Raw genomic sequence first — 15,431 nt, 5'->3', positions numbered from 1 at the left:
GCGGGTTCTCTTCTCCGCTCGCTGTCCCGGGCGCCGGCTTGATACGGGCTTTCGCGTTGGACGGAAGCCCGTTTTTTTTGTCATGTGGGATGTAAGCTTCGAGACGCCTTCGTCCGGCTTTCGAAATGCCTCGAAAAAACGAGCGTTCGGTCGTGCGCAGCGGAACCGAACTACAATGCATGCCGTCCGATGCAATGCCGCATTGCTGCCCTGTTTGCCCCGAATATGTCCCGTTTTTTAAAAGTTTTCCCTCGTTTGCCCGTCCCGCTTCGCAGCGCCGCTCTCGCCGTCATCACGGTGACGCTGGCTGCTGCGCTCGGCGCGTGCTCCTCGCCCAAGCCCAAGTTCCAGGAAGATCAGCTGCTGAGCACCGCGCCCAGCCAGTTCTCGCGCAGCTTCAACTACGCGAGCACTGACGCCTGCGAATCGTCGCGCCGCGCACTGCTGAGTCAGGGCTACATGACGACGATGACGCGCGACGACACCGTCGACGCCACGAAGAACTTCCAGCCGACGTTGGATCAGCACATCGTCGTGGAGGTGCACGTGGTCTGCACGCCGGGCGACGCGAGCAATACGAGCATGGTGTACGTGAACGCCGTGCAGAACGGCTACGCGCTCAAGAAGAGCGATACATCGGCGAGCGTGGGGCTCTCGATTCTGGGGTCGGTTTCGCTGCCGATTCGCTCGAACAGCGACGAGATGGTCAAGATTTCGAGCGAGACGATCCAGTCGGGCCCGTTTTACTCGCGCTTCTTCGATCTGGTGGGGCGCTATTTGAGCGCTTCGGCACGCAGCGAGCCTGTGCCGGGCGGCGGCGCGATCAAGATTTCGCCGTTGCCGCCGCCGATCGAGCCGGTCACGGCAAGCGCCGCACCCGCCGCGACCACGGTGGGGTCGGCCGCACCGGCGGCCGCCGCTGCGGCTGCCGCGACGGGTGCGGCGGTGTTGCACAGCAACGCGCTGCCGGCCGCGCCGGTTGTGACAGCGCCACCGGCTGCGCCCGCGCCAACGCCGGCGCCTGCCACGGCGGCGCCCGCGCCTGCCGCTTCTGCGCCGGGTGCATCCGCACCGGTCGACCACGGCGCCGCAACCGCGGCGGCGATCATGGGTGTGCCGGCGCCGGTTGCGGCAAACCCGCAATCTGCGGCGCTCGCGACGAGTGTGACCACTCACAATGCCGCGACGCCCGTGGCGGCGTCGGCTAGCGTAGCGACGGCACAAACGCTCGCCTCGGCCTCGACGATCTCCGGCACCCAGAGCGTGCCAGCGGAATCGGCAACACCCTCAGCGGCCATGCCGACCGCAGCGCCGGCCGCATCGACCACCTCGCCTTAAGCATCGCCGCGCGCCAAACCCGCGTCACGCCACCCGGTTCGCGCGCCCGCGCGAGCCATCCGCCGCCTGCGCGCTCAGCGCAAGCCGGCCATCATCGCGCCCATACCCACGAGCAGGCTGCCCATCAGGCGATTCACGGCGCGCATGCGCCTCGGCCGCTGCAGCACGTGGCGCAGCCGGTGCGAAAAGAGCGCCATCGAAGCCACGCCGCCCGCAAACAGCAGCGCGAACGTCGCCGCCAGCAGCATATATTGACGATTGGCGCTCCAGGGCGCATCGGCGCTCATGAACTGCGGGAAAAACGACGGGAAGAACAGCAAGGTCTTCGGGTTCAGCCCGGAAGTCGCGAATCCGCGCCAGAACAAATCGCGACGGCTCGCGCCATCGGCTTCGGCAGGGGCATCCGTGCCCGTCAAGGAGCGGCTGCGCCACTGCTTGCAGCCGAGCCAGACCAGATAGGCCGCGCCCAGCCATCGCAAGACCGTAAGTGAATGCTCACTAATGAGCAGCAGCGAATTGAGACACAGCGCCGTCACAGCGAGCTGGAGGAGCACCGCGAGCGTGCCGCCCCAGACGCAGGGCAGCGCGTGACGCCAGCCGGCATGGAGCGCCTGGCTCATGGTGAGCACGTTGACGGGACCGGGCGTGTAGACAAGGACGAGCGCGGCGGCGAGAAAAGAGAGATACAGCTGGATCGACATTGCGGGGCGTGCTGGCGAAGACGGATGACGAACGGCGCTCGGGGTCGCCGGGGTTATTAAAAACGGGTATCGAAAACGGGCAACAAAAAACCGCGCGAAAGCGCGGTTTTCAAATGCCATCTGCCTGACCGGACATTGCTGGCAGCGCGGTGAACGCACGCAACGCCCGGTAGCCGCCGCAGAATGCAACGGAAACGGCCCTGACGGACCGCCGCGGCTCGTGGCTGCGACGGCGCTTCCCACTGCGGGGAGGTGGCCGCGTGGGTCGTGCCAGGCAAGAAGGCATGCGGAAAATATACCGGGGAATAGCGTGTATAGGCTTCCGGTTTTCAGGCAGAATTGGCCAATTGACGGAATCTTCTTCCGTTAAAATTGCCACAACCTGGACAAGATTCTTTTTCGCCATGAGCCCTCGTGAACGCCCGCCCAAAGCGCTCGACAACCAGGACCGCAAGATCCTCAGCGCCCTGCAAAAGAACGCCCGACTTTCGAACGCCGAACTGGCCGAGCAAGTGGGCATGTCCACCACCGCGTGCTGGAACCGCACGCGCCAGCTCGAAGCCGATGGCTATATCGACGGCTATGTCGCGCTCGTGAACCAGCAAAAGCTGGGCTACGCCGACATCGTGATTCTGGAAGTGACGCTCGACCGTCACGAAGACGACGCACTCGCGCGCTTCGGCGCAGAACTCGCGGCGCTGCCCGAAGTGCTGGAGGCCTATCTCGTCTCCGGCGAGTACGACTACTGGATCAAGGTGGCGGTCGATGGCACCGCCGGCTACGAACGCTTCCTGCGCGAGAAGCTCTATCGCATCTCGAGCATTCGCCACAGCCGGTCGATGTTCGCCTTGCGCTGCATGAAGGACGTGCCGTCCATGCAAGTGTGACGCGCGTTTGCTTTGGCGATCACGCGTAGGGCATGAGCTTCAGCGCTGCACGATCAGCGTCACGCGCCGGTTCAGCGCGCGGCTCGCGGGGTCGTTGCCTGCCACGAGCGGGAAGTTGTCGGCGCGGCCAATCGCAGCGAGCCGGTGAGGTTCGATGCCGCGCTCGACCAGATAGCGCACCACCGCGCCCGCACGCGCCGATGAGAGTTCCCAGTTCGACGCGAATTTCGCGTTCGAGATCGGCGTGCTGTCGGTGTGCCCTTCCACGAGGATGTTGCCCGCCGGCGCCGCGCGCAACACCTCGGCGATACGGCCCAGCACGCCAAGCGATTCGGGCAGCAGCGTGGCATCGCCCGCGTTGAACAGGATCTTCGCGTTGATGCCGATCTCCACGCCGCGCGCCGCCGGCACGATCGTGATTTCGCCGCGCTGGCGCAGCGTTTCGAGCGCGGCGAGCAATGCCTGATCGACGGCGGGCATTTTCACGGCCGCTGCCGCCGTGCTCGTCGATTGCGCTGCCGATCGTATTTCGGATTCCTTATGCTTCGCCAGCTGCATCGCGTAGAGCGCGAGGAACAGCACCATCAGCGTCGTGATCAGGTCCGCGTAGGAAATGAGCCAGCGGCCGGAACTCGATTCGCCGCCCTCGTCCTCGTCGTGATCGAACTGTGCCGTGAGCGGCAAGTCTTTATCGGAAAGCATGGGCGGTCAGCTCGCGTGCGTGGTGTCCAGCGCCCATACGTTCGCTTCGCCCTGCAAACCGCCGCTCTTGCCGCCCACCTCGCCAGCGAGACGCGTGGCGATCGTGTGCGGCGACTCCTTGCGCGAAATGGCGAGCAGGCCGTCGAGATAGAGCTTGCGCAGGCGCAGTTCGCTTTCGATATGCGCGCGTATCTTGCCATACAGCGGCAGAAAAACGAGGTTCGCGAAAGCAAGTCCGTACAGCGTGGCGATGAAGGCCACGGCAATGCCGGGCCCGAGTTCGGCAGGCTCGATCAGATGCCCCGTGACCTGAATGAGGCCGAGCACCGAGCCGAGAATGCCAAACGTGGGCGCATAGCCGCCCGCCTGCTGCCACACGCGCGCCGCCGCCATGTGCTTGCGCCCGGAGGCTTCGAGTTCGCGCTGGAGCGCATCTTCGAGCACGGCGGTCGAAACACCGCTCGCAAGCAGTTCGAGCCCACGCCGCGCGTACGGATGAATGCCCTGCAGGTCCATCGACTCGAATGCGAGCAGTCCGTTGAGCTTGGCCTGATCGCCCCACTCCAGCACGGCGGCGAGGCTCGCTTCATCGACGCGCGGCGCTTTCACGAACGCCATGCGCAAATGCTTGATGGCGTCGAAGAAGCGCGCCCACGTGTTCTGGATCATCACGGCGCCGAGCGTGCCGCCCAGCACGATGGCCAGCGCCTCGGGCTGGAGCAGCGTGACGAAATGGCCGCCTTCGAGCGAGAAGCCCGCGACCACAGCGAGCGCGCCAATGGCGATACCGATCAGGGTAAGCAGATCCATGCGTGTCTCCCAACTCAGCGATCTGCCTGGCGTCCGCCAGGCGACTTGAGTGCACGCACCGCTTCAAGCAGGCGCTGCTCGATATCTTCGACTTCCACGGGATCGATCTTGATGTCGCGGCGCATGACCCACGACACTTCATTCTTGCGTGCGTCCGCCATTACCGAGAGCAGGCGCTCGGATACGGCCTGATCTTCGATCGAGGCGAGCAGTTTCGCGAGATCGTAGGTATCGAGTGCGCTCACGGCTTCGAACAGCGTGCGTTGATCGACGAACAACAGATCGTCGAGCGACTTGAGTTCGCCCGAGCCTCGCCCCGTGCGCTTCGAGAAATACGCCACGCCCTTTTGCTCGACGAAGTTCAGCACCTTCGACTTGCGGAACGCGAAGACCTCATCGGCGATTTCGGCGTGCGAGAGCTTGTTGAGAATGACCTTGCGCTCCACGCCGATCAGCGCTTCGAGATCGCCCAGCTCGATCAGTTCGAGTTCGCTGTTGATCGACACATCGAGATCGCTGTCTGCGACCTGCGTCGCGCGCTCCACGATGCGTACGGGGTCGAACGTCACCAGCTGGCGGCCCAACGCGCCTTCTGCCGCTGCCGCATTGTTGGCGAGATGCGTGGCCTGCCCGCTTTGCATCGCGACGAGATTGAGCTTCTCCATGCGCCGGAGCATGGCCATCACATGCGGACGAGAATGGCCGGCCACGGCACGGCATTTCTGCACGACGTCGGCGAGCGGCACGCTCACTTCGGCACCACTCGCGCCCTGTCGCGACCAGGTATCGCCGCCTTCGGCGCGATCGCTCGCCCCTGCGATCAGCGCGAGCACATGCGCGTACGACAGTACGCCCGGCATGAAGTCGGCATGGGTGTAGGTGGCGAGCAGATCGTCCTTCGCCTTGACGCGCCGCGTGAGCGTGCGCACCACATGGCGCAGCATCGGCGTGACGCGTTCGAGTTCCTCTTCGATTAGAGTCGCCGGCACGACGGTCAGCTGGCAAAAGCTCAGCGCTTTCGCCGTGTTCGATCGTGGTTCCGCACCGAGCAGCGCCGTCTCGCCGAAAAATTCGCCGCGTCCGAGCGTGGCCATGACGACTTTCTTGTCATCGCAACGGGTGGAGATTTCGACCTTGCCGTCGGCGATCACGAAGATCAACCGTTCGCCTGCAAAGCCTTCCGAATAAATGATCTCGCCCGGCGCCGCCGTACGCGACCATGTTTGACTGCTGCGATTCAAGTTGTATCCCCGGAAAACGATTTCATCGCCCGCATTTGTCTGACTATCTATGCGTTTGCGAAGTGAGTGCTATGTGCCGCGTTTACGGCGTTTCCCAAGGTGTTCTTGAATCAGCTTGCATAGATGGCACGCGTGGAAAGCGAGCCGAAAGGCGTTAGCGCAAGCCTGTGCGCCGGTGTGTCATGCGCGCATTGCAAGCGCAAACGATTGCTTGCGCGAGAAGTGCTGCAAATGGGCTGTGAATTGCGTGACGTAAATAAATGCGGCCAGTTCGCACTGGCCGCATGTGTCAACGCTATCCGTCTCTTTCAGGCTTTCACGCCGCAAGTTTTCCCGTGTCGCCGTTGCTCGCCGGCGCGCTCACGCCTGCGCGCGCGAAGCGAAGCGCTTGCATCAGCGTTTCGTGCTCGCCGATGTGGTTCGCGAGCAGCAGGATCAACTGCGCATTGACAGATTGACTCTGCGCCTCGTCGAGATCGCGATGCATGTCGATCAGCGCTTCATAAAAGTCGTCCGGTCTTGCCAGATTCGGTTGGGTGTTCAGCATGGTTGCCTCCTCGTTCCTCTATGCCGTGCCTTGCACGCACAGCGCCCGCTTGAGCGCGCTCTGCACGCGCGCCGCATCGGCGCGCCGCCAGCGCGCGCTCACGTGCTGGTCCGGACGAATCAGATAGAACGCGCCGTCCTGCGCGCCGTAGCGCTGCGCCGCCAGCCCGTGCACGTCGCGCAGCACCGCGGTCGATGCAGGCAGACCCGCGGGCACAGCCGCGTTGCCTTCGAGCATCACCACGAACTTGAGCGGCACCGCGGAACGCGAGAGCGCCTGCAGCGTGTCGAGCGTCGCGGTATCGAAGGCCGAGCCCGCGCGGCTGAACACGAGGCCCGCGAACTGGTCGCCCAGATGCGCGAGCAGCCAGCTTTCGCCGCCCGCTGCGTTTTGCACCGGCGCGTCTACGCACGAAGCGCCTGGCTCCATCTGGCCGTCGAACGTCTCTTCGTCGGGCGTGTTCAAGGTCGATTCGCGCAACACCGCCGGCACGGAAAGCCGGCCGCTGTTCACGAGTTGCCGCGCAAACGCATGCTCGCGGGCGAGCGTGAGCACGGCGTCGCGGAACACGCGGCTCACCGCGCTCTTGGGCGTGATGAAGTCGGTCGAGCGCGTGGAGTTGCGGATGTTTTCGTCGGCTGCATATTCGCGCTCGCTCGCGTAGGTGTCGAGCAGCGCGTCGGGCGCGTGGTTCTCCAGCACCATCGCGAGCTTCCATGCGAGGTTCTCGCCGTCCTGGAAGCCGCTATTCGCACCGCGCGCGCCGAACGGCGAAACCAGATGCGCCGAGTCGCCCGCGAACAGCACGTTGCCCTGGCGGAAGCTGTCCATGCGCAGACACGAGAACGTGTAGATGCTCACCCACTCCAGCTCGAACTTCACGTCGGGCCCGAGCAGCGCGCGCACGCGCGGAATCACGCGCTCGGGCGTTTTTTCGAGCACCGGGTCGGCGTCCCAGCCGAGCTGGAAGTCGATGCGCCAGACGTTGTCGGGCTGGCGATGCAGCAGCACCGACTGGTTCGGATGGAACGGCGGATCGAACCAGAACCAGCGTTCGGTGGGGAAGTCCGCTTCCATCTTCACGTCGGCGATCAGGAAGCGGTCCTTGAAGGTGCGGCCGTGGCTGTCGAGGCCGAGCAGTTTGCGCAGCGGGCTGCGCGAGCCGTCGGCGGCCACGACGTAGCGCGCGAGCAGCGTGTATGGGCCGTCGGGCGTTTCGATTTCGAGCGCGACGTGCGCATCGGCGGCGCCCGGCGTGCCATGCTGCGCGACGCCCGTCACCTTGTTTTTCCAGCGGATTTCGAGGTTCGGCAACGCCTGCGCACGTTCGAGCAGGTAGCCTTCCACATAGTACTGCTGAAGATTCACGAAAGCCGGCCGATGATGGCCGCTTTCGGGCAGCAGGTTGAACGTGTAGACGAGTTCGTCCTTGCGGAACACCTTGCCGACGTTCCAGCTCACGCCCTTTTCGACCATGCGGTCGCCGCAGCCGAGGCGGTCGAAGATATCGAGCGAGCGCTTGGAAAAGCAGATGGCGCGCGAGCCCGTGGAAAGCGTGCAGTCGTCGTCGACTAGCACCACCGGTACACCTTGCCGCGCGAGGTCGATGGCCGTCGCGAGACCCACTGGCCCCGCGCCGACCACCACGACCGGACGCACGCACACGGCGGCGTCCGGAGTTTGTTCGCTGCATCGCGCGTAGTCGAAGGTCAGCGTCTGATAGTCGATCATTCTTGTCTCCTGCCACGTATTCCAGACGTTTGTCGCTTCAGTCCTGCAGCGCGTCCCACATCTCCTTGTCGCGCTGCGCCGTCCAGATGCGCGGATGCGTAATGCCGCTCGCCTCGTCATATGCGCGCGTCACATCGAACGGCAGGCAATGCTCGTAGATGAACACGTGGCCGAACTTCGGGTCCATTGCCTCGCGCGTGAGCGACATCGCACCTTTCAGGTCGAGCTTCTGCGCCACGGCGGCGCGGCCTTGCGCGAGCAGCGTAGTCACGAAGTCCTTCGTGTAATCGAGACCCTTGTTGACTTCCGCAGGATTGAGCAGCGCGGGGCCGCGGCCCGGCACGAGCTTTTCAGCGCCAAGCGAGCGCAGCGCTTCCAGCGTGGCGGGCCACTCGGCGAGTTGAGCGTCGCCGCAATAGCACGCAGCGTCGTATTCGACGAGGTCGCCCGAGAACAGCACCTTCTGCTGCGGCAGCCATACGACCGTGTCGCCCTTCGTGTGACCCGAGCCGAGGTGCGCGATCTTCACTTCGAGCTTGCCGAGGAACAGCGTGATTTCCTTCTCGAACACGAGCGTGGGCCATGTGAGGCCCGGCACCGTTTCGACGCCCGCGAACAAGCGCGGAAAGCGCTCGATTTCCGACTTCATGTCGGCTTCGCCGCGCTCGACGATCATTTCATACGTGCCGCGGCTCGCGATGATCTGCTGCGCGCCTTCCTTGAAGTACGCCGAAGCGCCCAGGACGCGCACCGCGTGATAGTGCGAGAGCACGACGTATTTGATGGGCTTGTCGGTGACGGTGCGAATCTTCGCGATGAGGTCCTGCGCCATGGCGGGCGTGGCCGTGGTGTCGACGATCAGCACGCCGTCGTCGCCGATGATGACGCCCGAGTTGGGGTCGCCTTCCGTGGTGTACGCGTATGCGTTTTCCGAGAGCTGCGTGAAGGTGACCTTCTTTTCTTCGAGGTCGGCCTGGGATGCGAACGCCTTTGCCATGTTGAGTCTCCGTATCGAGGGGCTCTTGAAGCCGGGGCGGGGCGAAGCGCGCCCGGGCCGGGCGCGTTGGGCGCCAGCCCGGGTTGTCTCGCCCCGTTTGAAATTGAATTGGACCGCTGTTGTGCCGGGGTGAGGCCATCATGGTCTTCCCGTTTTTATTTGTCAATAGCGAATTACATCGCTATATGCTAATTTCCGACCAAAGCACGCTGCAGTCCGTACGCCTGCCGCCGTTCAGTTAACATGGACCCTTTTTCAGCCAGAGAAAAGCGCAATGAGACGTCGCAATGAAAGCGCTGCGTCCGCGCCGGAAAGCAGCGCGACGGCCGCCCGCACGCAGCGCGGCATCCAGAGCGTGGAAGTAGGCGGACGCCTGCTGCGCGCCCTCGCCGACGCGCGCGCGCCGCTTGGCGCCACCGAACTCGCGGCGAGCGGCGACATTCCGTCGAGCCAGGCGCATGCCTATCTCGTGAGCCTGACGCGCCTCGGGCTCATCAAGCGCGACGCGCTTTCGGGGCGCTATGAACCCGGCCCGCTCGCGCTGCGCCTCGGCCTGCTGCATCTGGCGCAGCAACCGGCGCTGCGCGAGGCCGTGCCGCGCGCCGCCGCGCTCGCGCAGGCGCTCAACTGCAGCGTCGCGCTATGCATTGCCGGGCCGCAAGGGCCGACTATCGTGCGCTACGAGCATGCGAGCCTGCCGCTGCACGTGAACCTGCACGTCGGCACGGTGATGTCGCTGCGGGCCACGGCCACGGGCCGCATGTTCTGTGCGTTCCTCGCGCCCGAGGCGCTCGAAGCCGCATGGGCCACGCAAACCGCGCAGCCGGTGTGGCGCGGCACCAGCCACGTGGCCAGTGCCGCCGGCGCGCCCCCGGAAAGCACGCCGGATGCCGCCTTCCTCGCCTCGCTCGACGGCATCCGTGCACGCGGCTACGAACTCGCCATCGACGCGCCCAGCCCCGGCGTCAGCAGCGTGTGCGTGCCCGTGCTCGGCCCTGGACAAGAACTGAGCCTCACCCTCACCGCTATCGGCGCGACCGGCGTGATCGACGTGCGCGCGAACGGCGCGGTCGTGCGCGCGCTGCGCGACGCCGCTGCCGAAATCACCGCCGCCGCTTTTTCATCGACACCGACATGCCCCGAGTAAGCTCCAGGCCTGCGCGCGACGACGCAACGCAAGCCGCCGGCGAAGACGCCGCAACCGGCATGGCAGCCGAAGCCGCCGACAAACCGCAACGCGGCATCCAGTCACTCGATGTCACGGGCGAGCTGCTCGCCGCGCTCGTCGCGGCGGGCACGCCCTTGCCGCTGCGCGACCTCGCCGCCGCCGCGGGGATGGCGCCCGCCAAGGCTTTCCCGCACCTCGTGAGCCTGCAGAAGATCGGCCTGCTCGCGCGCGACGCGGCTGGCCGCTACGAAGCGGGACCGCTCAGTCTCGAACTTGGCCTGATCGGCCTTGCGCGTCTTTCGCCGGTTCGCGAAGCCGATGCCGAGCTGGTGGGCCTCGCCGCCGCCACCGCGATGAGCGTCGCGCTCGCGGTGCCGGGGCCGCTCGGCCCGACCGTCGTGCGCCTCGAAGAATCGGCGCTGCCGCTGCACGTGAGCCTGCGCCCCGGCACGGTGATGTCGCTCGTGAACACGTCGATCGGTCGCGTGTTCGCCGCGTGGGTCGACGACGATGTGCGCGCAGCCTTCCTCGCCCAGGACGAACTGCGGCTCGCTGGCGCGAAGCCGCGCGAAGGCGCCACGCCCGCCTACCTCGCGCGGCTCGCCGCGATTCGCGCCGAGGGCGTGGACACGGCGCTCGACAAACCCATTCCCGGCATCAGCACCGTGACCGCGCCCGTGTTCGACCACACCGGCAGCGTGTGCCTCGTGCTCGCGGTGATGGGCCCTTCCGGCAGCCTCGACATCGCACGCGAAGGCACGGCAACGCAACTGCTGATCGCCGCCGCGGAACGCCTCTCGCGGCGCTTCGGTTACATGGAAGGCGCGGCGGCCGCGCCGCTATGAGCGCCTTTCGCACGCGATATAAAAACGACCACATGATGAGAACCACCCCATGAGCACGGCATCCACCGGACAAGCATTGCGCCAGATCGCCGACCTGCCCTGCCCGCGCGGCCTGCCGCTCGTCGGCAATCTGCTGCAGCTTTCGCCACCGCGTCTGCATTTGATCCTCGAGCAATGGGCCGCCGAACTCGGCGCGCCCTACCGCTTCCAGGTGGGCGGCATCCCCATCACGATCTGGACCGATACCGAATTGATCCAGCAGATCATGCGCGAGCGTCCGCATCGCTTCCGCCGCTATCAGCCCATCGAAGCGGTGTTCGAGGAGATGGGCTTCAACGGCCTTTTCTCGGCAGAAGGCGTTGCGTGGGAACCGCAACGCAAGCTCGTGATGCAGGCGCTCTCGATACCCAACATCAAGGCGTTCTACCCCACGCTGGCCGATATCACGCAGCGTCTTCACACCCGCTGGCAACGCGCGGCCGAGCGCGGCGAAACCGTCGAGATGACCGACGACCTCAAGCGCTACACCGTGGACGTAACGAGCGCGCTCGCGTTCGGCGAAGATCCGCGCACGCTCGAGCGCGATCACGGCGTGATTCAGGAGCACCTGGAGCGCATCCTGCCGGGCGTGATGAGGCGCACCAACGCGCTCTTTCCGTACTGGCGATATGTCAAACTGCCGGCGGACCGCAAGCTCGAGCGCTCGCTCGAGGAAGTGCACCGCTACGTCAACGCGATGATGGCGCGCGCCCGCGAGCGCATGCGCGACGAGCCGTCGGATGCGCCGCGCAATCTGCTCGAAGCGATGCTCTCGCAACAGCAGGCGCCGGGCGGCGAGACGACCATCAGCGACGCGCAGATCCACGCAAACGTGCTCACGCTCCTGATCGCGGGCGAAGACACGACCGCTGACTCTATCGCGTGGACGCTGCCCTACCTCGCCACGGATCCGGCCTTGCAGCGGCATCTCGGCGACGAAGCCTCACGCGTGCTCGGCAATTCGACGGTCTGTCCCGACTACGCCACGTTGAAAGACCTCGATATTTTCGAGGCGATCTGTATCGAAGCCACGCGTCTGCGTCCGGTGGCGTCGGTGCATTCGTTCGAGCCGCTCGAAGATGTCGTGGTGGACAACGTGGCGTTGCCCAAGGGCACGCGCATGTTCTTCGTCGCGCGTCCCGCCATGCTCGACGCGAAGCATTTCGCCGATCCGCTGCGCTACGATCCGTGGCGCTGGATGAGGCGCGGCGAACGCGAAGCCGACGATGGAAAAGCCCATGACGTGCGCGCGTATCTGCAGTTCGGCGCCGGGCCGCGCGTGTGCCCTGGCCGCCATCTCGCGACGGTGGAAATGCGCCTCGCGCTCTCGATGCTGATGAAGTCGTTCACGATCGAACTGGCGATCGATCCCGCAAAGATTCAGGAAGTGCAGGCGTTTACGATGGTGCCGGATACGATGCCGGTGAAGCTCAAGCCGCGCGAAGGCGCTGCGGCTGCGTAAGCTTCAACGCGTCAACGCCCGTCTTCGGGTGTGCCGACCGTGGAAGCATCGTCGGGCGCGCCATCGCTGCGCGCCTGCGCGTCGCGCATCTTGGCAAGCGCCTTGGGCCCGAGCCCGAGCGACACGCCTAGCGCGAGCGCATCGAGCACCGCGAGATGCGCGATGCGCACCACGGCGGGCGCGTGTGCATCGCTCGCGGCGGGCACGCGCAGCAAGAGTGGAATATCGACCACCCACGCGAGACGCGAACCCGCACTCGTGAGCGCGATGGTCGTCGCGCCGCGCTCCTTGGCGATCTGAATGCTCTCGTTCACTTCCACGCTGCGCCCCGACTGGGAGATCGCGAACGCCACGTCGCCAGGTTCGAGCAGCGCCGCGTAAAGGCGCTGCAGATGCGCATCCGTGAACGCGCTCGCGGCGATGTCGAGCCGTAGCAGGCGCAGCGCCGCGTCTTGCGCAACGAGCCCAGAACCCGCGCCCACGCCGAAAAAGTACACGCGACGCGCGCTGGAGAGCGCCGCGACGGCAGCCTCGAACACCGCCGTATCGAGTGAAGCGCGCGCGTGGGTCACGCCCTGCACGACCGACTCCGTCACCTTGTCGAGCAGGGTGCCGACTTCGCCGGCCCACCCGGCGCCGCTTGCCTCGCCGCCCGTCATCTCGGTGGCGAGCGCGAAGGGCACGTTGCCCGCCGCGCTCTGCGCGAGCCGCATCTTGAAGTCGCGCAGGCCGTGCGCGCCCACCGCGCGGCAAAAGCGCGTGACGGAGGGCTCGGACACGTCCGCGCGCAACGCGAGTTCGGTGATGCTCCCGCGCATGGCGAAGTCGATGTCGGCGAGCACCATCTCCGCGACCTTGCGCTCGGCGGGACGCAGCGACTCCGCGACATTGCGGATGTGATGGATCAGGTTGGAGACCGGCAAGCTGTTTTTCCCGTGGAAGATACCAGGTTCTGCTCACATGAGGGCCCGCTATCCAGTTTCGATGCGTGCTTCCGCTTCAATCGAGCCGCTTGCCGCTTTCAGTATCGAACAGATGCAGGTGCGCCAAAGGCAAACCTAGCGTCATGCGCTGGCCCGGAGAAACGTCCGGGCGCGCGCGCGTGGTGACGCACCATGTGGTCGCGCCTATTTTCCCGTACAAGTGGGTCTCCGCGCCAGTCGGCTCGATCACATCGACGGTGAATGGCACGTCGCCGCCCGCCTCGATGTGCTCGGGCCGCACGCCGAGCGTCACGCGCGCCCCCGCCTGGGCCTTGCCTTCCGGCAGCGCAATACGCACGCCGTCTTCGAGCACGAGCGCCGTGCCGCGCGCGTCGCTCATCACCGTGCCCTCGGCGAAGTTCATCGAAGGCGAGCCGAGGAAGCTCGCCACGAACAGGTTGCCCGGTTTGTCGTAGAGGTCGAGCGGGCGGCCGATCTGTTCGATGCGCCCCGCGTTCATCACGACGATGCGGTCGGCCATCGTCATCGCCTCGATCTGGTCGTGCGTGACGTACACCACCGTGTTGCGCAGACGCTGGTGCAGCGCCTTGATCTCGGTGCGCATCTGCACGCGCAGCTTGGCGTCGAGGTTCGAAAGCGGCTCGTCGAACAGGAACAGCGCGGGCTCGCGCACCACGGCGCGGCCCATGGCGACGCGCTGGCGCTGGCCGCCCGAGAGCGCGCGCGGCAGGCGCTCCAGGTAGCTCGACAGGTTGAGCATTTTCGCGGCGGCTTCGATGCGCGGCTTGAAACCATTCTCGCGCTCCTTGCGAATGCGCGGACCGAACGCGATGTTGTCGTACACCGACAGATGCGGGTACAGCGCGTAGCTCTGGAACACCATCGAGATATTGCGCTGCTGCGGCGGCAATGCGTTCGCGCGCGTGCCGCCGATGGTGAGGTCGCCGCCGGAGATGTCTTCGAGGCCGGCGATCATGCGCATCACCGTGGTCTTGCCGCAACCCGAGGGACCGACGAGCACGACGAATTCGCCGTCTTCGATGTCGAGGTCGACGCCGTGCACGACCTGGGTGTCGCCATAACGCTTGTAGATGCCGTTCAGTTGTACCGCTGCCATGCTGTCCTCGTTTGCGTGAAGTCTTGTCAGGTCGCTCAGATCAATTCGCCGCGTGCGCGCCTCAGAACGGATCGAGCGTCAGCTCGTTCGCCATCATCCGGTTGCCCGCCATGAGGCCCGCATCCACGGGCAGCGCCACGCCCGTGATCACGCGTGCTTGCGGCGAGGCGAGAAACTGCACGGCGTCGGCGATATCCTCGGGCGTAGCCACGTCGCCTAGCGGATACCACTTGCTCAGTTCTTCGAATATCTTTGGATGCTGCTCGATGCGCGCGCGCCACGCGGGCGTCTTCACCGTGCCGGGGCAAACGATGTTCGCGCGTATGCCGTGCGGGCCCAGCTCCATGGCAAGCGCCTTCGTGTAGCTCACGAGGCCCGCCTTCGCCGCGCTATACGCGGGGTGGCCGAGTGCCGACAGGCCGTTCACCGAGCCGATCAGCACCAGCGCGCCGCGCCGGCGCTCGATCATCGAGGCGCGCACGGCTTCGACCGTGTAGTAGGTCCCGTTCAGGTTCAGGTCGATGTCGCGCCGCCAGCTCGCGGCGTCGGTATGCGCGAGCGTCGTGCCGAGCGCGCCGCCCGCGTTCGCCACGGCCACGTCGACCGGGCCACGCGCCGCCACGCCGCGCGCCACGGCTGCGGTCACGGCGGCTTGATCGCTCACGTCGGCGCCGAGCGGTTCGAGGCGCGCCGCGCCCGCTTCGCCGAATTCGGCCGCGAGCTGTTGCACGCCCGCCGCGTCGCGGTCGAGCGCGAGCACCGTGTCGCCCGCTTCCAGAAACCGTTTGCATAGCGCGCGGCCTATGCCGCCGCTCGCGCCCGTCACCAGGACCACCCGGCTCATGTCGACTCTCCGTGCGGCTCGCCAGCCTTGCCGGAGAGCCTGAAAATTTCCTACATAC

15 protein-coding genes are annotated in these 15,431 nt (G+C 65.9%); 5 read left to right on the top strand and 10 right to left on the bottom strand.

The genetic code is table 11. The features are described from left to right. Window positions 1-255: 255 nt before the first annotated feature. Window positions 256-1,338 (top strand): DUF2242 domain-containing protein, encoded by a 1,083-nt coding sequence (locus tag BFD71_RS02165; RefSeq protein ID WP_256094452.1) that lies wholly within the window; start codon window positions 256-258, stop codon window positions 1,336-1,338. A gap of 74 nt (window positions 1,339-1,412) precedes the next feature. Here BFD71_RS02165 and BFD71_RS02160 read toward each other — a convergent pair whose 3' ends face one another. Next, window positions 1,413-2,039: a LysE family translocator gene (locus tag BFD71_RS02160; RefSeq protein WP_069261614.1), complete on the bottom strand. Its 627-nt coding sequence runs from the start codon at window positions 2,037-2,039 to the stop codon at window positions 1,413-1,415. 404 nt (window positions 2,040-2,443) lie between these two features. Here BFD71_RS02160 and BFD71_RS02155 point away from each other — a divergent pair, with 404 nt between their 5' ends. Then, complete coding sequence (locus tag BFD71_RS02155) at window positions 2,444-2,926, top strand: Lrp/AsnC family transcriptional regulator (protein ID WP_028202732.1); 483 nt, start codon at window positions 2,444-2,446, stop codon at window positions 2,924-2,926. Window positions 2,927-2,965: 39 nt separating this feature from the next. Here the strand turns inward: BFD71_RS02155 and BFD71_RS02150 are convergent, their stop codons facing one another. The 6 genes from BFD71_RS02150 to BFD71_RS02125 form a co-directional block, all read right to left on the bottom strand. Continuing rightward, complete coding sequence (locus BFD71_RS02150) at window positions 2,966-3,628, bottom strand: OmpA/MotB family protein (protein ID WP_069261613.1); 663 nt, start codon at window positions 3,626-3,628, stop codon at window positions 2,966-2,968. 6 nt (window positions 3,629-3,634) lie between these two features. Then, window positions 3,635-4,438, bottom strand: coding sequence for a flagellar motor protein (locus BFD71_RS02145; RefSeq protein ID WP_069261612.1), 804 nt, complete (start codon window positions 4,436-4,438; stop codon window positions 3,635-3,637). 14 nt (window positions 4,439-4,452) lie between these two features. Further along, window positions 4,453-5,679 (bottom strand): cyclic nucleotide-binding domain-containing protein, encoded by a 1,227-nt coding sequence (locus tag BFD71_RS02140; protein ID WP_069261611.1) that lies wholly within the window; start codon window positions 5,677-5,679, stop codon window positions 4,453-4,455. Between the two features lie 316 nt (window positions 5,680-5,995). Continuing rightward, window positions 5,996-6,226 carry a DUF2783 domain-containing protein gene (locus BFD71_RS02135; protein ID WP_069261610.1) on the bottom strand — a complete coding sequence of 77 codons (231 nt, stop codon included), beginning with the start codon at window positions 6,224-6,226 and terminating at the stop codon, window positions 5,996-5,998. Between the two features lie 18 nt (window positions 6,227-6,244). Next, the gene (locus BFD71_RS02130; protein ID WP_069261609.1) at window positions 6,245-7,957 is read right to left on the bottom strand and encodes an FAD-dependent oxidoreductase; all 1,713 of its coding nucleotides are present in this window, start codon (window positions 7,955-7,957) and stop codon (window positions 6,245-6,247) included. A 37-nt stretch (window positions 7,958-7,994) separates the two neighbouring features. After that, the gene (locus BFD71_RS02125) at window positions 7,995-8,954 is read right to left on the bottom strand and encodes an MBL fold metallo-hydrolase (RefSeq protein ID WP_069261608.1); all 960 of its coding nucleotides are present in this window, start codon (window positions 8,952-8,954) and stop codon (window positions 7,995-7,997) included. Window positions 8,955-9,228: 274 nt separating this feature from the next. Between BFD71_RS02125 and BFD71_RS02120 the strand changes: the two genes are divergently transcribed. From BFD71_RS02120 to BFD71_RS02110, 3 genes are read left to right on the top strand one after another with little or no spacing between them, the layout of a single operon-like run. After that, window positions 9,229-10,101 carry an IclR family transcriptional regulator gene (locus BFD71_RS02120; RefSeq protein ID WP_069261607.1) on the top strand — a complete coding sequence of 291 codons (873 nt, stop codon included), beginning with the start codon at window positions 9,229-9,231 and terminating at the stop codon, window positions 10,099-10,101. Between the two features lie 59 nt (window positions 10,102-10,160). After that, on the top strand, window positions 10,161-10,967 hold the full coding sequence (locus BFD71_RS02115) for an IclR family transcriptional regulator (RefSeq protein ID WP_069261606.1): 807 nt from the start codon (window positions 10,161-10,163) through the stop codon (window positions 10,965-10,967). A gap of 49 nt (window positions 10,968-11,016) precedes the next feature. Further along, window positions 11,017-12,468 (top strand): cytochrome P450, encoded by a 1,452-nt coding sequence (locus tag BFD71_RS02110; RefSeq protein ID WP_069261605.1) that lies wholly within the window; start codon window positions 11,017-11,019, stop codon window positions 12,466-12,468. Window positions 12,469-12,479: 11 nt separating this feature from the next. On the opposite strand, the gene BFD71_RS02105 is transcribed toward BFD71_RS02110, so the two are convergent. The 3 genes from BFD71_RS02105 to BFD71_RS02095 form a co-directional block, all read right to left on the bottom strand. Continuing rightward, window positions 12,480-13,391, bottom strand: coding sequence for a MurR/RpiR family transcriptional regulator (locus BFD71_RS02105; RefSeq protein WP_069261604.1), 912 nt, complete (start codon window positions 13,389-13,391; stop codon window positions 12,480-12,482). A gap of 76 nt (window positions 13,392-13,467) precedes the next feature. Beyond that, window positions 13,468-14,529, bottom strand: coding sequence for an ABC transporter ATP-binding protein (locus tag BFD71_RS02100; RefSeq protein WP_069261603.1), 1,062 nt, complete (start codon window positions 14,527-14,529; stop codon window positions 13,468-13,470). A 61-nt stretch (window positions 14,530-14,590) separates the two neighbouring features. Beyond that, window positions 14,591-15,373, bottom strand: a complete 783-nt coding sequence (locus BFD71_RS02095; protein ID WP_069261602.1) for an SDR family oxidoreductase — start codon at window positions 15,371-15,373, stop codon at window positions 14,591-14,593. Between the last annotated feature and the right edge of the window lie 58 nt (window positions 15,374-15,431).

This window comes from Paraburkholderia nodosa (genome assembly GCF_001718195.1).
GTDB lineage: Bacteria > Pseudomonadota > Gammaproteobacteria > Burkholderiales > Burkholderiaceae > Paraburkholderia > Paraburkholderia nodosa_A.
Note: the sequence above shows the minus strand (reverse complement) of the source record. Positions and strands in the feature narration are given on the sequence as shown.

Excerpts from the sequence above, each read along its gene's own strand:
- BFD71_RS02120 (WP_069261607.1), top strand. The coding sequence starts at position 9,229 with ATGAGACGTCGCAATGAAAGCGCTGCGTCCGCGCCGGAAAGCAGCGCG.
- BFD71_RS02150 (WP_069261613.1), bottom strand. The coding sequence starts at position 3,628 with ATGCTTTCCGATAAAGACTTGCCGCTCACGGCACAGTTCGATCACGAC.
- BFD71_RS02100 (WP_069261603.1), bottom strand. The coding sequence starts at position 14,529 with ATGGCAGCGGTACAACTGAACGGCATCTACAAGCGTTATGGCGACACC.
- BFD71_RS02115 (WP_069261606.1), top strand. The coding sequence starts at position 10,161 with ATGGCAGCCGAAGCCGCCGACAAACCGCAACGCGGCATCCAGTCACTC.
- BFD71_RS02160 (WP_069261614.1), bottom strand. The coding sequence starts at position 2,039 with ATGTCGATCCAGCTGTATCTCTCTTTTCTCGCCGCCGCGCTCGTCCTT.
- BFD71_RS02130 (WP_069261609.1), bottom strand. The coding sequence starts at position 7,957 with ATGATCGACTATCAGACGCTGACCTTCGACTACGCGCGATGCAGCGAA.
- BFD71_RS02110 (WP_069261605.1), top strand. The coding sequence starts at position 11,017 with ATGAGCACGGCATCCACCGGACAAGCATTGCGCCAGATCGCCGACCTG.
- BFD71_RS02155 (WP_028202732.1), top strand. The coding sequence starts at position 2,444 with ATGAGCCCTCGTGAACGCCCGCCCAAAGCGCTCGACAACCAGGACCGC.
- BFD71_RS02135 (WP_069261610.1), bottom strand. The coding sequence starts at position 6,226 with ATGCTGAACACCCAACCGAATCTGGCAAGACCGGACGACTTTTATGAA.
- BFD71_RS02125 (WP_069261608.1), bottom strand. The coding sequence starts at position 8,954 with ATGGCAAAGGCGTTCGCATCCCAGGCCGACCTCGAAGAAAAGAAGGTC.
- BFD71_RS02095 (WP_069261602.1), bottom strand. The coding sequence starts at position 15,373 with ATGAGCCGGGTGGTCCTGGTGACGGGCGCGAGCGGCGGCATAGGCCGC.
- BFD71_RS02145 (WP_069261612.1), bottom strand. The coding sequence starts at position 4,438 with ATGGATCTGCTTACCCTGATCGGTATCGCCATTGGCGCGCTCGCTGTG.